This is a genomic window from Bdellovibrio sp. NC01 (assembly GCF_006874625.1).
GTDB lineage: Bacteria > Bdellovibrionota > Bdellovibrionia > Bdellovibrionales > Bdellovibrionaceae > Bdellovibrio.
On record NZ_CP030034.1, the window covers coordinates 1,268,375 to 1,284,199 of the forward strand.

At 42.4% G+C, this 15,825-nt stretch carries 18 protein-coding genes; 13 read left to right on the forward strand and 5 right to left on the reverse strand.

The window, feature by feature from the left end; all coding sequences use genetic code 11:
• Nucleotides 1-155: 155 nt before the first annotated feature.
• The gene (locus tag DOE51_RS06090; protein ID WP_142695669.1) at nt 156-1,532 is read right to left on the reverse strand and encodes a phospholipase D family protein; all 1,377 of its coding nucleotides are present in this window, start codon (nt 1,530-1,532) and stop codon (nt 156-158) included.
• A gap of 223 nt (nt 1,533-1,755) precedes the next feature.
• Here DOE51_RS06090 and DOE51_RS06095 point away from each other — a divergent pair, with 223 nt between their 5' ends.
• From DOE51_RS06095 to DOE51_RS06145, 11 genes are all read left to right on the forward strand, one after another.
• The gene (locus DOE51_RS06095; RefSeq protein ID WP_142695670.1) at nt 1,756-1,968 is read left to right on the forward strand and encodes a hypothetical protein; all 213 of its coding nucleotides are present in this window, start codon (nt 1,756-1,758) and stop codon (nt 1,966-1,968) included.
• Nucleotides 1,969-1,975: 7 nt separating this feature from the next.
• Nucleotides 1,976-2,353 (forward strand): hypothetical protein, encoded by a 378-nt coding sequence (locus tag DOE51_RS06100; RefSeq protein ID WP_142695671.1) that lies wholly within the window; start codon nt 1,976-1,978, stop codon nt 2,351-2,353.
• An 81-nt stretch (nt 2,354-2,434) separates the two neighbouring features.
• The gene (locus tag DOE51_RS06105) at nt 2,435-3,385 is read left to right on the forward strand and encodes a tyrosine-type recombinase/integrase (protein WP_142695672.1); all 951 of its coding nucleotides are present in this window, start codon (nt 2,435-2,437) and stop codon (nt 3,383-3,385) included.
• Nucleotides 3,386-3,791: 406 nt separating this feature from the next.
• Entirely contained in the window at nt 3,792-4,016 is a 225-nt protein-coding gene (locus DOE51_RS06110; protein WP_142695673.1) for a hypothetical protein, read from the forward strand.
• Nucleotides 4,017-4,193: 177 nt separating this feature from the next.
• Complete coding sequence (locus tag DOE51_RS06115) at nt 4,194-4,517, forward strand: helix-turn-helix domain-containing protein (protein WP_142695674.1); 324 nt, start codon at nt 4,194-4,196, stop codon at nt 4,515-4,517.
• A gap of 81 nt (nt 4,518-4,598) precedes the next feature.
• Entirely contained in the window at nt 4,599-5,813 is a 1,215-nt protein-coding gene (locus DOE51_RS06120; protein ID WP_142695675.1) for a CDC27 family protein, read from the forward strand.
• 139 nt (nt 5,814-5,952) lie between these two features.
• The gene (locus tag DOE51_RS06125) at nt 5,953-6,345 is read left to right on the forward strand and encodes a hypothetical protein (protein ID WP_142695676.1); all 393 of its coding nucleotides are present in this window, start codon (nt 5,953-5,955) and stop codon (nt 6,343-6,345) included.
• A gap of 155 nt (nt 6,346-6,500) precedes the next feature.
• Entirely contained in the window at nt 6,501-6,707 is a 207-nt protein-coding gene (locus DOE51_RS06130; RefSeq protein WP_142695677.1) for a hypothetical protein, read from the forward strand.
• 7 nt (nt 6,708-6,714) lie between these two features.
• Nucleotides 6,715-7,638: a PIN domain-containing protein gene (locus DOE51_RS06135; protein ID WP_142695678.1), complete on the forward strand. Its 924-nt coding sequence runs from the start codon at nt 6,715-6,717 to the stop codon at nt 7,636-7,638.
• A 61-nt stretch (nt 7,639-7,699) separates the two neighbouring features.
• Entirely contained in the window at nt 7,700-8,737 is a 1,038-nt protein-coding gene (locus DOE51_RS06140; protein ID WP_142695679.1) for a DUF4238 domain-containing protein, read from the forward strand.
• 49 nt (nt 8,738-8,786) lie between these two features.
• On the forward strand, nt 8,787-9,782 hold the full coding sequence (locus tag DOE51_RS06145) for a hypothetical protein (protein ID WP_142695680.1): 996 nt from the start codon (nt 8,787-8,789) through the stop codon (nt 9,780-9,782).
• A 23-nt stretch (nt 9,783-9,805) separates the two neighbouring features.
• On the opposite strand, the gene DOE51_RS06150 is transcribed toward DOE51_RS06145, so the two are convergent.
• Both DOE51_RS06150 and DOE51_RS06155 read right to left on the reverse strand, forming a co-directional pair.
• Nucleotides 9,806-10,822, reverse strand: coding sequence for a hypothetical protein (locus DOE51_RS06150; protein WP_142695681.1), 1,017 nt, complete (start codon nt 10,820-10,822; stop codon nt 9,806-9,808).
• A gap of 151 nt (nt 10,823-10,973) precedes the next feature.
• The gene (locus tag DOE51_RS06155) at nt 10,974-11,366 is read right to left on the reverse strand and encodes a recombinase family protein (protein WP_168196396.1); all 393 of its coding nucleotides are present in this window, start codon (nt 11,364-11,366) and stop codon (nt 10,974-10,976) included.
• Nucleotides 11,367-11,626: 260 nt separating this feature from the next.
• On the opposite strand from DOE51_RS06155, the gene DOE51_RS06160 reads away from it, so the two are divergent.
• Nucleotides 11,627-11,977, forward strand: a complete 351-nt coding sequence (locus tag DOE51_RS06160; RefSeq protein WP_142695683.1) for a hypothetical protein — start codon at nt 11,627-11,629, stop codon at nt 11,975-11,977.
• 68 nt (nt 11,978-12,045) lie between these two features.
• Here DOE51_RS06160 and DOE51_RS06165 read toward each other — a convergent pair whose 3' ends face one another.
• Nucleotides 12,046-14,118 (reverse strand): glycosyltransferase, encoded by a 2,073-nt coding sequence (locus DOE51_RS06165; RefSeq protein ID WP_142695684.1) that lies wholly within the window; start codon nt 14,116-14,118, stop codon nt 12,046-12,048.
• A gap of 234 nt (nt 14,119-14,352) precedes the next feature.
• On the opposite strand from DOE51_RS06165, the gene DOE51_RS06170 reads away from it, so the two are divergent.
• A complete protein-coding gene (locus DOE51_RS06170) occupies nt 14,353-14,877 on the forward strand; it encodes a gamma-glutamylcyclotransferase (protein ID WP_142695685.1) in 525 nt (174 codons plus the stop codon).
• Here the strand turns inward: DOE51_RS06170 and DOE51_RS06175 are convergent.
• Nucleotides 14,857-15,684 (reverse strand): HRDC domain-containing protein, encoded by an 828-nt coding sequence (locus tag DOE51_RS06175; RefSeq protein WP_210415571.1) that lies wholly within the window; start codon nt 15,682-15,684, stop codon nt 14,857-14,859. The genes DOE51_RS06170 and DOE51_RS06175 overlap by 21 nt on opposite strands.
• Between the last annotated feature and the right edge of the window lie 141 nt (nt 15,685-15,825).

The following is a 15,825-nucleotide window of genomic DNA, read 5'->3' on the forward strand; positions in this document are numbered from 1 at the left end:
GTTTGCTGGTTTGTAGGCTATCCTGTCAGTTCTGTCAGCTGTCGAAAGTACAGGAGCTAGTGAGATGAAAGAGAACAGGTATGCACATGGAGATTGTCGCGGCGGGTTACGTTATTTGCGCAACTGATCTTCCCATTTCTGTGACCCAAAGAAATTTAACTATAAATTTTTACGTTATGACCTAGCGCCTTTAAAGCCTTGCTAGTGCGCCCGTTACGGGGGGGATATCTATCCGGCATAGCCCAACCAATAATCTCACCCATGCAGCTCAATCCAAATTGAGGTATATGCCACTCGTCAGTAAAGGTGGCTTGCCATAAACGTTCACAAATATCGTCGGGGCTACCCTTGTAAAGAACGAAGCGAATGACGTCTACGACGTTGGAGTGATTGCCCGATTTTTGTGTCCAAATCCACTTTGAGACCACCTCTAGTCTTTTGGGTTGATTAAAGCTGGTGTTACTTTCGAGCCCCAATGTTTGGTTCTTGGTTTGGCGGGACGAGTGCCAGAATGCGAAAATACTTTGGCAGATCTTGAGGAACTCAGCTTCATTGATGTTTAGTAAGCCTCGTTCTGTCAGAATGTCCTTCAAGTAGGGAGCCTTTTCATAAATAGCTTTGTCTTCATCCTCAACTGGTTTTCCTAGCTCACGCCACCAAGACATGGCATCTTCCAAAGCGGCCTGAGGACGAGTTCTATTTTTCTCATAAAATTCTTCATGCTTTGAACTGTTGCCTGTTTTAATAAAACTGTAAAAGTATGCATGCAAAAATTGATCGACCTGCACGCCTTTGGGGACGTCTTTAGAGATCCATTTAGGGCGGTATTTATCTGATGAAACTTGTTCGGAAATTTGTCTAAGTATTTCAAGAGTATCATTCCATTCCGCCAAAAACTTGAGACGCTTTTTCTCGTTGGCGCTTTTCTTTGACACGACCGTAAGACCCTCAAACTTTGGTGATATAAAACTTCCAATCTTGTTCTCAAATGCCTTTTCTAAGTCTTTCTGTTGGATGCTTAAGTCAGAATATTTATTGTAAAAGGTATCTTCGACATCCTTTATCTTATTAAATAACTCGCGTGTTAGAGGAGCGGATCGTTCATCAATTCCCTCGAAGAGATCGTTTAGTTCTGAAATTAGCCCTTCAGTTTCAAGTTGTTCTTGAGAAATAAAAACGCCACATTCAATATTTTTATACCAGGCACGCTCTGTGAGATTCGCGGACCCAATGTAAACGCCATATTCTCCAAACCATATGATCTTTGGATGGTAAAACTCCCACACCAATTTGCATTTGAAACCAGGCCCGGAATTAAGGAACTTTTCCAGAACGCTTGTCCCTACGGAAAGACCACAGTCCATACGCCCCCAAAACTCTAACGGAATGGAATTGATGCGACAAAATTCAAGTAGCTCGGGTGTGCCACTCGCGTAGGCCACAGCTGCTTTAATCCACTCAACTTGGCCTCGTGAAGAATCTAGAATCTCTCTCAAATAGCTTCCGTTCAATCCATTGGCAATTAGCTTCATTTTCCCATCCTCTTTGTGAGATGCATGAGTATTTCTTATGCTTTTTAGATTGCCTCATCACAATGTAAACAAGAAGAAATTTCATAAGACTTTCGTCTTTGGTCGATATGACAAATTGAAGCCCTAGACGTTCTCCAAAATCTCAAAATCCATAATACAGGTTATAAGAAAATGAAGACGCATAAACCTAATAATATGGTGAAGATCACCGAAGAAAGGCATCGTGACATTCAAAGAATTGCCCATGAATCAAAAGCTACTTTTTACTGCGCATACGCTTGTTGCATTCGCAGGTTTGCTAGCAGCATACGCAAATATTCTTGCCCTAACTGAAAAAGGTGTGTTGCCTGCGGAAATTACAAGTACGAAAAACAACAATATTAATTCTAACTCTGTGTCATCTCAACAGAGAAGCCGCAGTGGATTTTTTGAATGAGGAGCATATGGATTTATACACTAGACGATTGATTGAGAGGCGGGCTCTGCAGCTCACCAGAATTTGCGAAGATTTTTTACTGCACAAAGAAGATCAATCCGACGATGTCATCGTTAATGGCTTTAAATGGGGATTTCTGATTCTAAGAAAACCCAAGCGTTATCTTGAGGAATTTAAACATGGATCCCTCTTGATTGATCCGCACCTCTTGCAACGAGCTTTCTTACGCCACCAAGACCAGATCGACGGTCATGAGGGCATGATGGAAGAGGAAAAGTTGATCTTAGAGGAATTTAGCGAAGAAGCCTCTGAATGGATGGCTATAAATCCTCGTACAATTTCATTGGTTCCTGAACTGGTGGAGCCGGATCGCTACACATACTAATTAAGCTGTGAAAAAAGCATGCAACATATCAACCCATAAGTTGCACGAGTCTTATTTCAGATCGAAAGGAAGTTATTTCTAATGAGTTTTTTGCCAATAAAAATCGAAAATTTTGTGCAACATATGGATCAGGATGAACTTCCTGCGCTGATTGTTCGGTACTTTCATGAGGAAGTCGTTGGTCGTTCTCCGCATACCCTCTACGCTAGAAAAACAGACCTAGGAAAATTTTGTCTCTTCTACCACGCCATCAATGGACACCTGCAAGTAAAAGGCTTAATGCCCCAAGATGTGAAATTGTATTTAAATGACCTCGAAGCCAAAGGGTATGCCGCGAACTCGCGGAATCGACAATTGGGCTCAATTAGAGCTTTTGGATCATGGTTACTTGAAAATGGGTTCGTGAAGATTCACCCATGTAAGTCTATTCGTGATGTCCATGTTGATCTCGGTGTTCCCAAAGCCCCACGTGATCGCGAGTATCATAGGCTTCGTAAGGCCGCAGAGGTCAGGGCCACAAATACAGGTTTTCGATTCTCTCAGCACTTCCGGGATATGGTGATTTTGGAAACATTGAATTCCAGCGGTTTGCGTATCAGTGAGCTTTTGTCCATCAAGTTAGGACAATTAAAGGGAAAGAGGTTCCATAACGTGAAATGCAAAGGCGGAAAAGTACGCTCGATTTCTATCAAGTCTGGCACTTGTGAATTGATTGGGACCTATGTTTCAAGCCACAGAACCGAAGGGAGTGAGTATTTATTCACCTCGAAAAATGGACTGCAGCTTGATCGTGTTACGGTATGGAAGTCACTTAAGAAAATTGCGCAAGCTGCTTCCGCAAATCTTCAGCCCCACGAGAAAATGACCTTGCATCCGCATATGCTCCGCCATCGTCACGGGTTCAAAAGCCGTGAAGCTAAGGATGCCGTTTTCGCGGCAGCCCGACTTGGGCATTGCTCACTAAATTTCGTACATAGATATACTCAAGAAACAACAGAAGAAGAACAAATCATTCTAGAGAAAATTGATTAGTCTTTATATCGCAAGCTCAAGGCACCGCAGCTGCGGCAATTACTTGTGTTCCGATCGCCCATACAGTTTCTGATACAGACAAAGCGCATGTTTTAGTTTCCATGTGGTCTCCTTGTTTCTCGGCTGGTGTTGATAATTTCAAAGCTATCATTTTCACTACGAACATTAGGACAAGAGCGACCAAAAGCACTTTCATTCCACAGCTGAAGCCCCAGGCAGTCAGCCCCTTCAGCTTGCGAACCTAAACGATATCATAGTTATGATTTTCGCAATAGTCCGTTCAGAGAGAATCTCATTGTTAGACAATTACTCGTTAGTAGAATCATCCCTTTATCCGGGTATAAGTCCTATGAGTAGAAGACAATGTCGTCTTCTATGAAATCGCCTAGATGGCGAAGGAGTATCTATGGACACCATCAACGAAAAGAAACAAAACAAAGTCTTGCGAAAACGCGAAATTGACTGGGTTGAGGCCGGAATGCAAGTCGCAATTTTGATCGGCACGGGAGCGGCCATGGCCCTCGGTGGATCGCTTGCGAACGCTTGTGTGAACAAAGTGACATCGGGCTTAAAGCCTTCCCGGCCTCTGCCTGATAATGTTGTCGAGTTAAAAAAGACAGTTAACGGATAATGCTATTTATAGCCAAGGATGGCGGCTTTGTTCAGCGGGTAGGACAGGACTCAAAAGGCTCTATAAAAGCCAGGTCTATTGCGCTTGCCAGGGAGTCCTGTGCGACTAATGAGACAACTGTGCGATTAATCGTTTCGACATACCCAAAAATCTAAACAAATCCGAAAATAAACTCGCATGAAAAAACTTAAACTTCACGAGACTATTCCAGCATTGCTTAAAAAACGTGGAATGACTTTACGTGCGTTAGCTAAAGCATCTAAAGTTCCGCCGTCCAATATTTCAGGATGGGCAGTTCCTGGCGCTAAGCCTAAAGACATTTTGCAAGTTGCTGCTGTGGCAGAAGCTCTCGAGGTCAGTTTGAACTTTCTTTTGTTTGGAAAACCGGAGAAAAAAATTGACCTTGATGAACTTCCTTCTGAGGTCGTTGTGAGTGGTGTGTACAGACTTCGTCTAGAACGCATCATTCAGCACAAAAACCAAGACGAAGATGAGGACTAACTTTAGAGTCAAGGATGGTATTTTCCCTTTTGATGTCCGAATCTAAATAATTTTCTTTTTAAATATTTATATGGAGGATTTATGTTCAAGTCTATTCTGGTTACGACCATTCTATTTGGAGCTTCATTTTCTCAGGCCCGAGTTGACCCTGCAGCGTGCTCTAAGCCTGGAGTTCGTAACATTCCCTCTGTGAAGAAAGAGTGTGAAGAGCTAGATCGTCAAAAAAATGGGAGCTTTAAACTCCCATGTCAGGAAACTAATAACATTGATAAGTGCTGCTTTAATAATACAAGTGCTTGTAAAGAAGCCGGAGAGCGTTTTTTAAATCAGGGTTCTCCAAAGGACGCCATAAAGTACTTAAAACCGGTTTGTGATTCTGCTATTACAACTTCAGACGATTGTGATCTTTTGGCTACGGCTTATTTCAACTCCGGCGAAGTAGATAAGGCGATCAATTATTCAAAAGAATCGTGTGAAAGCTACGGCCATCCCCTGGCATGTAAAGTTTTAGGATTCACCTACATTAATAAGGGCAAATATCGCGAAGCTGAAGTAATCATGGAGAATATGTGCAATACACACAGTCAAAAAGAATTTTGTATCGGTAAGGCTTATGCACAGTATGAACAAGGTAACATTGGAGAGGCTCTTAAAGGATTTAATGAATTTTGTGGAGCTGACCAGAGAGAAGCATGCGCAAAACGTGCCGATGCAAGTAAGCTGATTAAAGAGTTTTGTTTGCCAGATGACTTTGAGTCTTCAACGAATGACAAAGGGATCTCTGAGTGGAAGTGTGATCTTGGCGAAAATAAAGCGAAAGCCATAGAGTGGTATTCTCTGGATAAAAAATATGCTGAAGGTATGTATCAGGGTTTGGAAAAGTCCGGTATTTGGAAATACTACGATCAGAGCGGTAAAGTCACAGAAGAGAGCCAACAAGAAAGAGCGAAAAAAGTGGCTGGCGAAAAGAAGTTGAACCAACAAAAAGAGCAAAAGGCGCAAGCAGCTGCAGATGCAATTCGTAAGGAGCAGCAATCTGAATTGATTTGCAAGTGCCAGCAGTATGAGGCTTCTCTGAATGAAATGGTCGGCAAAGAAAAAGAAGTTGGGGCTACGGTCGGCGTAGTGAACAAGCAAAAACTTCACAAGCTTGGCACTCAACTTGTTGTGGTGAGAGACTTCATTAAGTATCTTAGAGCGCAGCCTGAATCAGCTAAGCAATGCTCAAAAAAGTATTCACTCCAGGTTCAATCCGAGTGTGGAATTGAGGCGGGAGCATTTACGCTAAAAAAATAGAGTATTAAGAGTTGTATTGCAAACTGGCTTTATTTTATAAGGCCGTCCGAAGTAGATGAAGATCGAAAAGAGCTTCTCTAAAATGTAAACGTTAGCTCCGTAGCTCATATTCATTTGACCCAAATGATAGGAGGCAAGCATGACTAGCGAAAAAGATATTTACCATAATATTAAACGTCAGGTAGTTGTTTTAAATTTGATAAAAGAGCGGATGCTTTTTCTGGCTTATAAGATCACTTCTGAAAAGGGGGCAATCGCTGACCTCATCGGTATTATCGATTGTTTTAAAGAAGAATTTCTTCTAAGTCATCCCACTCACAAACTGGATGGCGATGATGTCAATGCCTACGCCCTCATGACATTTGAAGATATAAATAGTCATCTACCTGAGTATTTAAAAAAAACAAAAGCCTCGCTGGGAGTGTTGAAACGACTTCTCTTCTGTATTCCGTTGTGGCGGGCTGAAACAAGAATGAAAAAAGTCGCCTTACTCGCTCAAGCAGTTTTAGACAGGCACAAAGAAATTAATTAATAAAAACTCATGCTTACATTTATATGGGGTGCGTCTATCTCCAGGGGTATGATGCGCCAGGCCGTGCGCTCGGTATTTCACTGCCTTGACGTATTTCATTTCGTGCCCAAATTAATTATTTGAGGAATATCTTCAATTTTTACAGGGGGAATATAATGTCTAACAAAACACATGCGCAGAAACTTGAGCAACTGATGGAAGAGGTTCACGATCTTTCGATTAAATTGCGTGAAAAGCAGATGATTGCAAGAGGGCTAGAAGACCAAGCCGGGGCAGCTAATGACACTGATGTTGCCCGAAAAGCACTAGAGGTTCACAGTGCTTTGGGGCAGGCCTTTAACATCGTCGACTCAATTAAGTAAATCAGCTATGGCAAAAAAAGATCATCTGCTCTCCATAGGTGAGCGACTTGAGATTGATATTGATGCTTTTGGCGAAAAGCTGGTGAAGCATATTTCGATGTGTAAAATTCGATACCGTGGAAGTCTTAGTTCCCACGGTATCGCCGTCATTGCTCCAGAATATTGTTGGGAAAGAAATGATCCAGACGACCAATTGATTGAGATGGGTTTGCTCAAAACATTTAAGTCTTGGTGGGAGATTTACGCACTTTTGTTTGCTGATGCTGGTGACTCGTTAACTAGAGAACTTGAGGCACTCCGTAAATCTTGGGAGACATGGATTCAAAGAACGCATTGGTTTGATATTCCAACGACTGCTGAAGAAGCACGCGAAAATCTTAGTATTACGTTTGACACCACCAAGCGTTTATTGAAGGCCTTAAGAAAAACAGGCACTTCTTTGGTCGTGTTGATTATCGATACTAACTCGCTCCTTATTTGTCCTGACGTTCAGGCATATCGTCAGTGTGTTGAGGAAACCAAATTCGCTGTGGTTATTCCGTCAACAGTGTTAGGTGAGTTGGACGAGTTGAAAGTCTTCGGAAAAAGCCCAGCGGTTCAGAATAGGGCTCGCAAGGCTATATCGAGGCTTAAGGGGTATCGAACTCAAGGCAGCCTAGTCGAAGGCGTGACGATAGATAAAACAATTAGTTTAAAAACTCTTTCGGCAGAACCTGACTTTAGTAAAACTCTTCAAGTTCTAGATAGAGCCAATAAAGATGATAGAATTATTGCTATGACGTTACAGGTTCAACGAGAAAACCCGTCACAGGTGGTGGTTGTGGTAACGAGCGATATAAACCTGCAGACCAAATGCGCGGCCATTAAGATCCCTTTTGTGGAACCACCGGAAAACATAGATGCTATGGTAGAAGTTGAGCATATTTGCTAAGCATTAGTAATGTGTTCGATTGCTGTTCAAATAACGGAAATATCTTATTTGAGGTTTAACGATGAGCTTGACGAAAAAGCAGCATTACGTCCCTAAGTTCTATCTTTCTAATTTTGGCAATCACGAAAGCATTAACGTCTTTGATAAAAAAGACTCTCGAAGATTTGGTGCGAGTGTTGATGATGTCGCCCAGGAACGCTATTTTTATGCGATTCCAACAGAGGGCTTATATACAAAAGAACAGCTCACTGCTATCGAAGATTACCTCGCGGGCATCGACGGCAAATCTGGTAGTGCGATATCATCTCTCCTCCGAAATATTGAAGCCTCTAAAATAATTTCCGTCGATGGTTTCCCGCGCTACGTTCTCAATGAAGATGAAAAAGTGGATCTTGCTATTTTTATGATCTTTCAGGAAATTCGCACGAGAGAATTTAGAGAGAAGCTTGCACAGATGGATTATCAGATTTCAAGATCTGTTTTGGATTGGGTCATTGAGGCTAATGGGCACACTGAAAATGTTGGTAAATATGACATTGAGCTTACTCCTGAACGCGAGGCTCACAACCAAATAGAAATGCTAACAAATCGAGATTTTTTAGCGAAGCTACTCGCGCATGCTTTAGACAAGCATTGGATGATTGGCTACAGCGTCGGAAATCGACCTCTTATTACTTCCGATCACCCAATTACTATGCGTGGACACAACCCGCACCCTCTTCAGAAAGGGATTGCAGCATGGGGAGCGCCTTTTACGGAAATCACAGTTCCCTTGAGTCCAAAGGTCGCCCTGTTGCTAATGTGTCATAGCCTTTTTGATAGCACTCCTGGGGGTAATGCGAGCAAAAGATGGACGCAAAATCAGGTTATCCCTTTGAATGATGAAAATATTCGCTATTGCAATCATCTTCAGGTGACAAGGTCTAACCAGTATCTATTTTCAAATACAGAGGACTTTCATGAAGTGGAAGATATTTTAAGAAAAGATCCTGAGGCGGGAAATCCAAATAGAAGGAGGGCTGAGATTTCCGGGCGCACATTTTCATTGCCGCAGCACTGGGCAAATAGGCCTCGAAAATTTGTTAAAGAAAGAGCCTAGTGATACAGAGCTTTTAAGGAAAAGGTAGGAGTTTTTTTGTGAGGGCATTATGGCAGTTACTACGTTAATTTTAGGGGCTGGTGCGAGTCTTCCTTATGGCTATCCTAGCGGTGAAAAACTGGTTCAAGATATTATTAAGCGTCTCGAAGAAACTGATGATGTGACCGGCACATTGGAGCGACTTAAAAAAGTTCGCCCATACTCCATAGATGAGTTTATTAATAATAATCCAGATTTGCGAAGACATCTTCTTTGTATAGTTACAGAAGTAATTACCAAGTATGAGGATATAAACAGTCTTTATTCAGTTGAAGCAAAAGATGATATCTATCGGAAAATATTTAACTCAATCCCTCTAGAGAAATTTAAAGACTATCGAATTATAACCTTCAATTATGACAGAAGTTTAGAATTTGCTCTTCAAGAGCACCTTGTGAAGAGAATGTATCGCCAGCCTTCTCACCTAATTAAGGCCAAATATGATGAGCTTAAGGTAATTCATATTCACGGCAGAATGCCACCGCTTGGATTTGAAACAGATGCCTCAAGTGATTTGCTTTTTGGTTATGGTAAAGTAGTGGAAAGGTTAAATGATTTTGGCACTCAAACAGACTGGCCGACACCCCTTGCCTGGAAACGCGCTCAATCTAAAGTTTTAGCAGAGGTCTGGCGCTGGTCCGAATCGCTTAATGTAGTCTATGATGTTGGAAGCCTCAATGTTGAGGCAAAAAAAATATTGGAAGAGTCCACAAGAATATTTTTTTTAGGATTTGGCTATCACCCCTTGAACATGCTTAAGCTCGGTTATGACTTCAGGAAGGTGTGCTCTACCAAAGTCATCGCGGGAACGACATATGGAATGCCTCGAACAAAATTGAGAGAGTTAAAGCGGCTGTCTCCCGGAGTTCAGCATCTTTACGACTGTAAAATTGTTGATTTTCTTAGCGAAGAGTTTGATTTGTCTGAACCAATGAACGATAGCGTTCATCCCGCTGGTATTCCTTCAATCGCTTTTGCTCATGATGTTGAGCCAGCGGAATCTTAGTCGCTATGGTAAGCCGTCCACTTTTACTGCTGAAACCACCCATAAGGCACTTTTCTCTTTAAAGCTGCCTGCTTATATGGAGATCTAATATTGATTTTGCTAGAACTTTGTTCGGAACGAATTTCCGCTGTAAGTGGAATATATTTGTCAGAAAAGTATTGTACCTCGAACCCATCTTTATCTGAGCTGTAGACGGCAATAAGAAATAGAACCTCTTGATTGCCAAGGAGTTCTGGAATCTTAACTATTTTTTTGGTTCCGTCATCAAATGGCGAGCTGATTAAATACTGCTCTGGTTGACCTTTGTCTTCAAAGGATTGTTTTATGGTTTTCCAATCATGCGAAATAGGATGTTTTATATCGCTGTAGAATCCTAGTACACTTGAACTCTCAAATTCAATTGAAGTGTCGTATAAAGCTTCTGATGATTTGTTTTTTACTTTAAAAAATAGAAAGCCAACTTGATTTGATAAGTCACTTTCCGGTTGTCTTGACCACTTAGATCTCACTTCTTCGGGATAGTTTACATCTCCAGACTCGTCCATATAATTTTCATCAATCCATCTCATGACGTTGATATCGTCAGGAGGTTTTGCCAAAAAATCTAGTCTGATACCTTCTTCATGATTGAACGAATATAGGTCCCAAAGTGGATCTCTAGCCACGAGTAACGGTGCGGAGCGCTTCACTTTTAAATTATGAAAAAATGAAAAAATTGGTTTCTTGAGCAGTACGAATTTATCTTCCCCGCTTGCGAAGTGAAGATTGGCATAGGGCCATTCGTCATCCGACAATCTCTTTTCTTCAACAGAGTATTCTTCAGCCAGGACCCTCATAATAAGGGGAACTGTCGCCCCTCCGAACAAACGCCAGTACTCAAAGGATAGTGGGATGCCGTCATTTTTTTGTGACTCGTGAACCTTTTCATAAATTTTTTTGGCTATTCCCCAGGTTACCGTGCCGATAGAACCAACAGCTAATAGTAAAATACCAATTTGAAAGTCTTTTTCCACCACAAGAGAACGGAGGTAATTCCACATAAAGATCGAGTCCTTTAGCTAATACGTGATTAAGGCGCTAGATCCTTATAAATGAGGGGGATAGATCGTCAATTAAGTGCTAGGCCGGATCAGAGCGTCAAAGCCTTATGGTCTTTTGAGCGCTCTGCCCACCGATGAGATTGATCGAATCTTAACTTCTGCCTTCAGAGGCACTCATATCAATAATCCTTTTAATCATTTGTGGATGCCAGGAAGCAGCGCCATTCTTAGTAGAAACCTTGAGGTTAGTCAGTATTTTAGCTATCTGCCTAAGGCTTAACCCTTGAGCTTTAAGCTGATTTATCGTGGCAATGACGTCCAGTTCTCTTTTGTTTTTCTGAAGCTTTCCGGCAGACAGCCTTGTTCCAAATTTTGCTTGAGAAGGATGACCGTGGTGCTGTGATGGCTCGCGAATAGGTATCTTGAACTGTTTTAACGCCTTGCGCACCGCCTCTTTGGAGGAAGAAATTTCTTCTGAAATTTGAGCGATAGAGTACCCTTCGAGGGTATATCTACGATGGAGGAACTCATGATTCCTGAACAACGGAGTATGTATAAATTCAATAGAATCAATAAGTTCTAAAGGAGGAATGATTGGTACGGAGTATAGAGCAGAAGCCCCGCCATTTTTTCCAAAAGATGGTCAAAATCACCGAAGCAAAGTCTTCGGTTTTTTTATGTCTTCTGCTTACCCATACTAATTTTCCAAAACTGATCATTTTGAATTCGGCCTGAGTACTTCAAATTGATTATGCTGTCGATATTCGCTAAATAACTTTTGCTTTGATAAATACGGGAGTTTGCATGAAGAAGATATTTTTGATGGCTTGTATGGTGTGCTCTGCTGGTGTTGTGAACGCAAAAACAGTACGTTTTGTGTACATCAATCATGGTGGTTTTGTAGGCTCGCTTAAAGTTTATTCGTTGCCATCTATGCAGGAAGTTTATGAGGGCCCTAGAGTGCAACTTGGTTATGGAGCTTCTGGCGAAGTGAACGTCGACGATTCCGTCACAGATTTTTACGCGGTTGTAAATGTTTTGCACGGCCGTGAGTGCATCATTTCTTCTGTTCCCCTAAAGGGAGATACGATCACTGTACTCTCCAAGGGGACAACACTTTCTAACACGTGTGAAATCTATAAGGCCGAGTGGTAGAAAACAAAAGCCCACAACCTCCTCGATTGTGGGCTTGAATTTATTTATCCATTTTTATCTCGAGAGTCCTACATAAACACAGCTTCACAACGAAGGCCTGTTAGAACTTGAGCCGACTCTTTCGCTGGGCGAACTCTTTCGTAGCGGACCTCGGAAGAATCTTTATCAACAGACAATCTTGCAACGACTTGGGTTTCGACTTTATCACGTCCTTTGCGGAACATGTTTATGATGGCGCGTTTAATTTGATAGAAGCTCAAAGGGAAACCCGCCGTTTTGTATTCATTCTTAGAACTTTTCACATAACCGTAGTGGATCAATGAACTTTGCAAGTCACCACGAGCTTCCGCAGCTTTTACAGCGGCATCAAAAACATCTAACGGCAACTTCACTTTACGGTTTTGAACTTTCTGATCTGTGACAAGACCGGCAGCACTCAACGCTTGCAAAGTGATGTCAGCGCAGTTGCAACCTTTCGCATCGTAGTTCATGCGACCTTGTGACCAATCAGCATCGATCTTTGTAAGCTGGGCGATCATCGCTTGTTTGCTTGCGTCCGTCATACCGTCGATACGAACCGAGATCGTATCTTTGGCGTAAGCTTGCCCCTGCATACCTGTGAACTCTTCGTTTTTATAGTATTCTTGAACCGAGTACAGATATTCATTCAAAGTCGTTTTGTGAATCACGTGTGGTTCAGAGCCACGTTCAGCCATGTGGTTGATCGTGTAAACCTCGTTACCAACACGAATCGCGATGTGACCGAAAGGATTGCTTTCTTTGCCATCACCTAGGTATTTTCCGTTTCTAGATTTTGGATAGCTCAAAAGAACTTCCACATCACCTGGGAAGTCTTTGTCCAGTTTCGCAAGCGCAGATTCAGAACCTTGAACGGCTGCACCTTCTTTAAGTCCAAGATCAAAGCGGATCGATTCCTGAGATTTAGGTTCTGCATTCCATTTCACAATATAATCAAGATTCACAGAGTTGCGGTATTCACGTTGATGCTCCATCATTTTTTCCATCAACTCTGGATTCGCCAAAACTTCCGCAGCTTTTTGACCAAGATCTTTTGAAGAGTTCACGATCTCTGCCATTTCGGTTTTCTTGAAGAAGACTGCGTTTTCAGCTTCGTGACCGCCGTACTCATTGATCAATACTAGGGGACGCATCAACAACGCACCTTCAGTTGGTGACAAGCCGCCGGCCTTGGTTACGTAAAGGTCTGCAACAGAAACCAGGTCGATCAATTGTTTGTTCGGGATAAAGCCAAGCGGTTTCAATTCAACGTTTGATGGAAGAGTGGCCGCCAATTTTTCAAGCTCTGCTTTTGCTTTTTCATTCTTCCCGCAAATCGCTACGATTTGAATTGGCTCTTTGAATTGATTTGCCAAGGACTTGATGGCAGTTGGGTAGTCCTTCAAGCCTTCAGATCCACCTGACATAACGAACGTCACCGGTTCTGCTTTTAAGCCCACAGCTTCAAGAACGGGTTTTCTTTGCGCTTCACCTGGTTGTGGCAAGTTGCGCACAGGGATGCCTGTGACCGCTACTTTATCAGCACTCACGCCCACATCTTTCCAAGAGTTCGCAAGTTCCTCATGACCTAGGAATGTTTTATCCAGACGTTGTGAAATACGTGGGAAAAAATGCTCAATATAATCTGTATGAACCCACGCTGTTTTAATACCTGGAAGTTTGCCTGATGTTTTTAAGTTGCCAAGGTTGATCGCTGATCCATAGTGAGTTGCGATCACTGTGTCTGCGTGAGAAGACTTAATATATTCCAACAATGCTTTCTCGTCGTAACCTGTTTTGATTTCTGAAAGATCATTCAGTTGCAGACCATTTTGCATGGATTTCAAATAGGCTTTATTAAATGTCTCTGGAAGATTTTTAAAAACAAACCAGTAGATCTTCTCGTCAATCTTACGAGCGGTTGGTCCCATGAAATCACGGATGTTTTTAAGCTCCACTTCGGCGTTTGGATTTTGCGCTTTGATTCGCTCTTCAATTGCGCGAGACGCACTCAAATGCCCCATTCCAATAGATGAATAAAGGATCAGAGTTTTTTGAGCAAAGGCCCAACTCGAGATAAATAGGCTTATCAGGAACGTCGCAACTATGTGCAGGGATCTCATGGAGTCCTCCTACCGCACTAATGTTCAAGGAGTAGGCCGAAGCTTCATTTTTGTTAAGGACGCGATTAATTTCTTTTGGATCCCGAGTATGCGTCAAGTTTCCCAAACTGAGACACAACAGAGGGCAAAAAGCCGTTAAAGAGTTAAGCGGCTCACTGCCGAAAATTGACATGAAAGGCTTCAGTTGAATTCTTCACCGCAAATGATATGACGAAGAGATAAAGGAACTCAATTATGGACGCCCACTACGGCAAAGTGATGCAAGCACGAGATCAAATTAAAACTGACGGCAGCAAATTGTATTTTGCGTATTCGGGAGTATTGGATCGCCAAGCTTTCGAAATTTGGGCAGAAGAGCACAGCTATCAGTTTTTCACATTGCCTGAAGGGCAAGTGGCCGAAGCCAAAGGTGTTGATTTGATTTTTGACTTTCCATCGCGCTGGTGGGGAGGCCGTGTTGCTGGTTTGACTGAAAAAGAAGGCGCATCTGTTTTTGGAAGACTGTTTGCAATTCCAGAAAAAGAATGGCCGATCATTCAGCACAAAGAAGGCGTTGTCACGGGAATGTCGGTGGAAACAACTCTGCGTGTTTTAGTCGACGGGCAAGAGTTTGAAGCCACAGCTTTCGTCACGTCGCCAAATCGTCGCAGTCTTGATGGCCCAGTCAGTGAGCGCTACTTGGAAGCATTGGTACGAGGCGCACGCGCTTCGGGATTGCCGGAAGAGTACATCGCTTCATTACCGGCGAAAGCGCAATGAAGCTTCCGATTTGTGTTTCCAAATAATGGCCAAGAATTGATCCCCATAGAGGCGAGATTTTTCTGGCGTGACGCCAATGATACGCGCCATCGCTTGAGCATCTTGGGGCATTTGTTCTGCCATCTCTGTAAGAGTGTGATTCTTAAACACTAAATAAGCCGGAATGTTTTCTTCTTTAGCCAAGCGATTTCTTTCGCGTCTGAGATCGGAAAAAAGTTTTTGGGAATTACCCGTCGATCTATAAGTGAAACGGACCTTTGGCTTTTGCACCTCAAATTGAGGACGGACGGGTGAAGTATATCGTTTGAATCCAACGCCCAAATAGTTTTCTAAAAGAATGCCTTTGTGTTCATCAACGAGCACTTGTTTTTGTTCTTTAAAGCTTGGATAGCGACCGTTTGCTTTTCTTTTCCATTCTAACCACGCGTGAACCAACTCGTGTTGGCGTCGATCCATCACGCAAAGATTTATTAATCTATTATCAGATCTTACGCCGTTGATGTGATGCACGACTTCGTTGGGAAATAATTTTCGCTTTAAGGTCCTCATGGCAATGAGGCGGTGTTCGTATTCGTCACGACCTTTCATCACGACGTAACCCTGGTCGTCTTTATATCTATTTTTTGATTTTCTTCTTGTGAGCGAGAAAAGGTAAGCGAATGAAAAGACGGTTGCTAACCCAATCCAGAAGGCTTTTGAAAGCGGATTTGTTTTTGGAATAAGAACGGTCGCTATTGGAATAGCCGTCATTAATAGAAGGGCCATGGTCCACAAGAGCTGCCGTATTTTTCGCTTCAACCATTGCATAGGCATCTGATCGACATTCGTCGAGGATAAATTCAAACAAAATTAAATGAATTTCAAAGCGGCTTCGTCTTGTTTTGAGAATGGGGATCACTTTGAGACGCTGCTAAGTTTTCATCTGCTGAAAATTCAGCGGCTGCTGAG

What these genes read in the sequence shown, in the direction of transcription:
- DOE51_RS06140 (WP_142695679.1), top strand. Translation starts at nt 7,700, where the DNA reads ATGAGCTTGACGAAAAAGCAGCATTACGTCCCTAAGTTCTATCTTTCT.
- DOE51_RS06170 (WP_142695685.1), top strand. Translation starts at nt 14,353, where the DNA reads ATGGACGCCCACTACGGCAAAGTGATGCAAGCACGAGATCAAATTAAA.
- DOE51_RS06165 (WP_142695684.1), bottom strand. Translation starts at nt 14,118, where the DNA reads ATGAGATCCCTGCACATAGTTGCGACGTTCCTGATAAGCCTATTTATC.
- DOE51_RS06110 (WP_142695673.1), top strand. Translation starts at nt 3,792, where the DNA reads ATGGACACCATCAACGAAAAGAAACAAAACAAAGTCTTGCGAAAACGC.
- DOE51_RS06135 (WP_142695678.1), top strand. Translation starts at nt 6,715, where the DNA reads ATGGCAAAAAAAGATCATCTGCTCTCCATAGGTGAGCGACTTGAGATT.
- DOE51_RS06115 (WP_142695674.1), top strand. Translation starts at nt 4,194, where the DNA reads ATGAAAAAACTTAAACTTCACGAGACTATTCCAGCATTGCTTAAAAAA.
- DOE51_RS06120 (WP_142695675.1), top strand. Translation starts at nt 4,599, where the DNA reads ATGTTCAAGTCTATTCTGGTTACGACCATTCTATTTGGAGCTTCATTT.
- DOE51_RS06100 (WP_142695671.1), top strand. Translation starts at nt 1,976, where the DNA reads ATGGATTTATACACTAGACGATTGATTGAGAGGCGGGCTCTGCAGCTC.
- DOE51_RS06150 (WP_142695681.1), bottom strand. Translation starts at nt 10,822, where the DNA reads ATGTGGAATTACCTCCGTTCTCTTGTGGTGGAAAAAGACTTTCAAATT.
- DOE51_RS06105 (WP_142695672.1), top strand. Translation starts at nt 2,435, where the DNA reads ATGAGTTTTTTGCCAATAAAAATCGAAAATTTTGTGCAACATATGGAT.
- DOE51_RS06145 (WP_142695680.1), top strand. Translation starts at nt 8,787, where the DNA reads ATGGCAGTTACTACGTTAATTTTAGGGGCTGGTGCGAGTCTTCCTTAT.
- DOE51_RS06160 (WP_142695683.1), top strand. Translation starts at nt 11,627, where the DNA reads ATGAAGAAGATATTTTTGATGGCTTGTATGGTGTGCTCTGCTGGTGTT.
- DOE51_RS06090 (WP_142695669.1), bottom strand. Translation starts at nt 1,532, where the DNA reads ATGAAGCTAATTGCCAATGGATTGAACGGAAGCTATTTGAGAGAGATT.
- DOE51_RS06175 (WP_210415571.1), bottom strand. Translation starts at nt 15,684, where the DNA reads ATGCAATGGTTGAAGCGAAAAATACGGCAGCTCTTGTGGACCATGGCC.
- DOE51_RS06125 (WP_142695676.1), top strand. Translation starts at nt 5,953, where the DNA reads ATGACTAGCGAAAAAGATATTTACCATAATATTAAACGTCAGGTAGTT.
- DOE51_RS06130 (WP_142695677.1), top strand. Translation starts at nt 6,501, where the DNA reads ATGTCTAACAAAACACATGCGCAGAAACTTGAGCAACTGATGGAAGAG.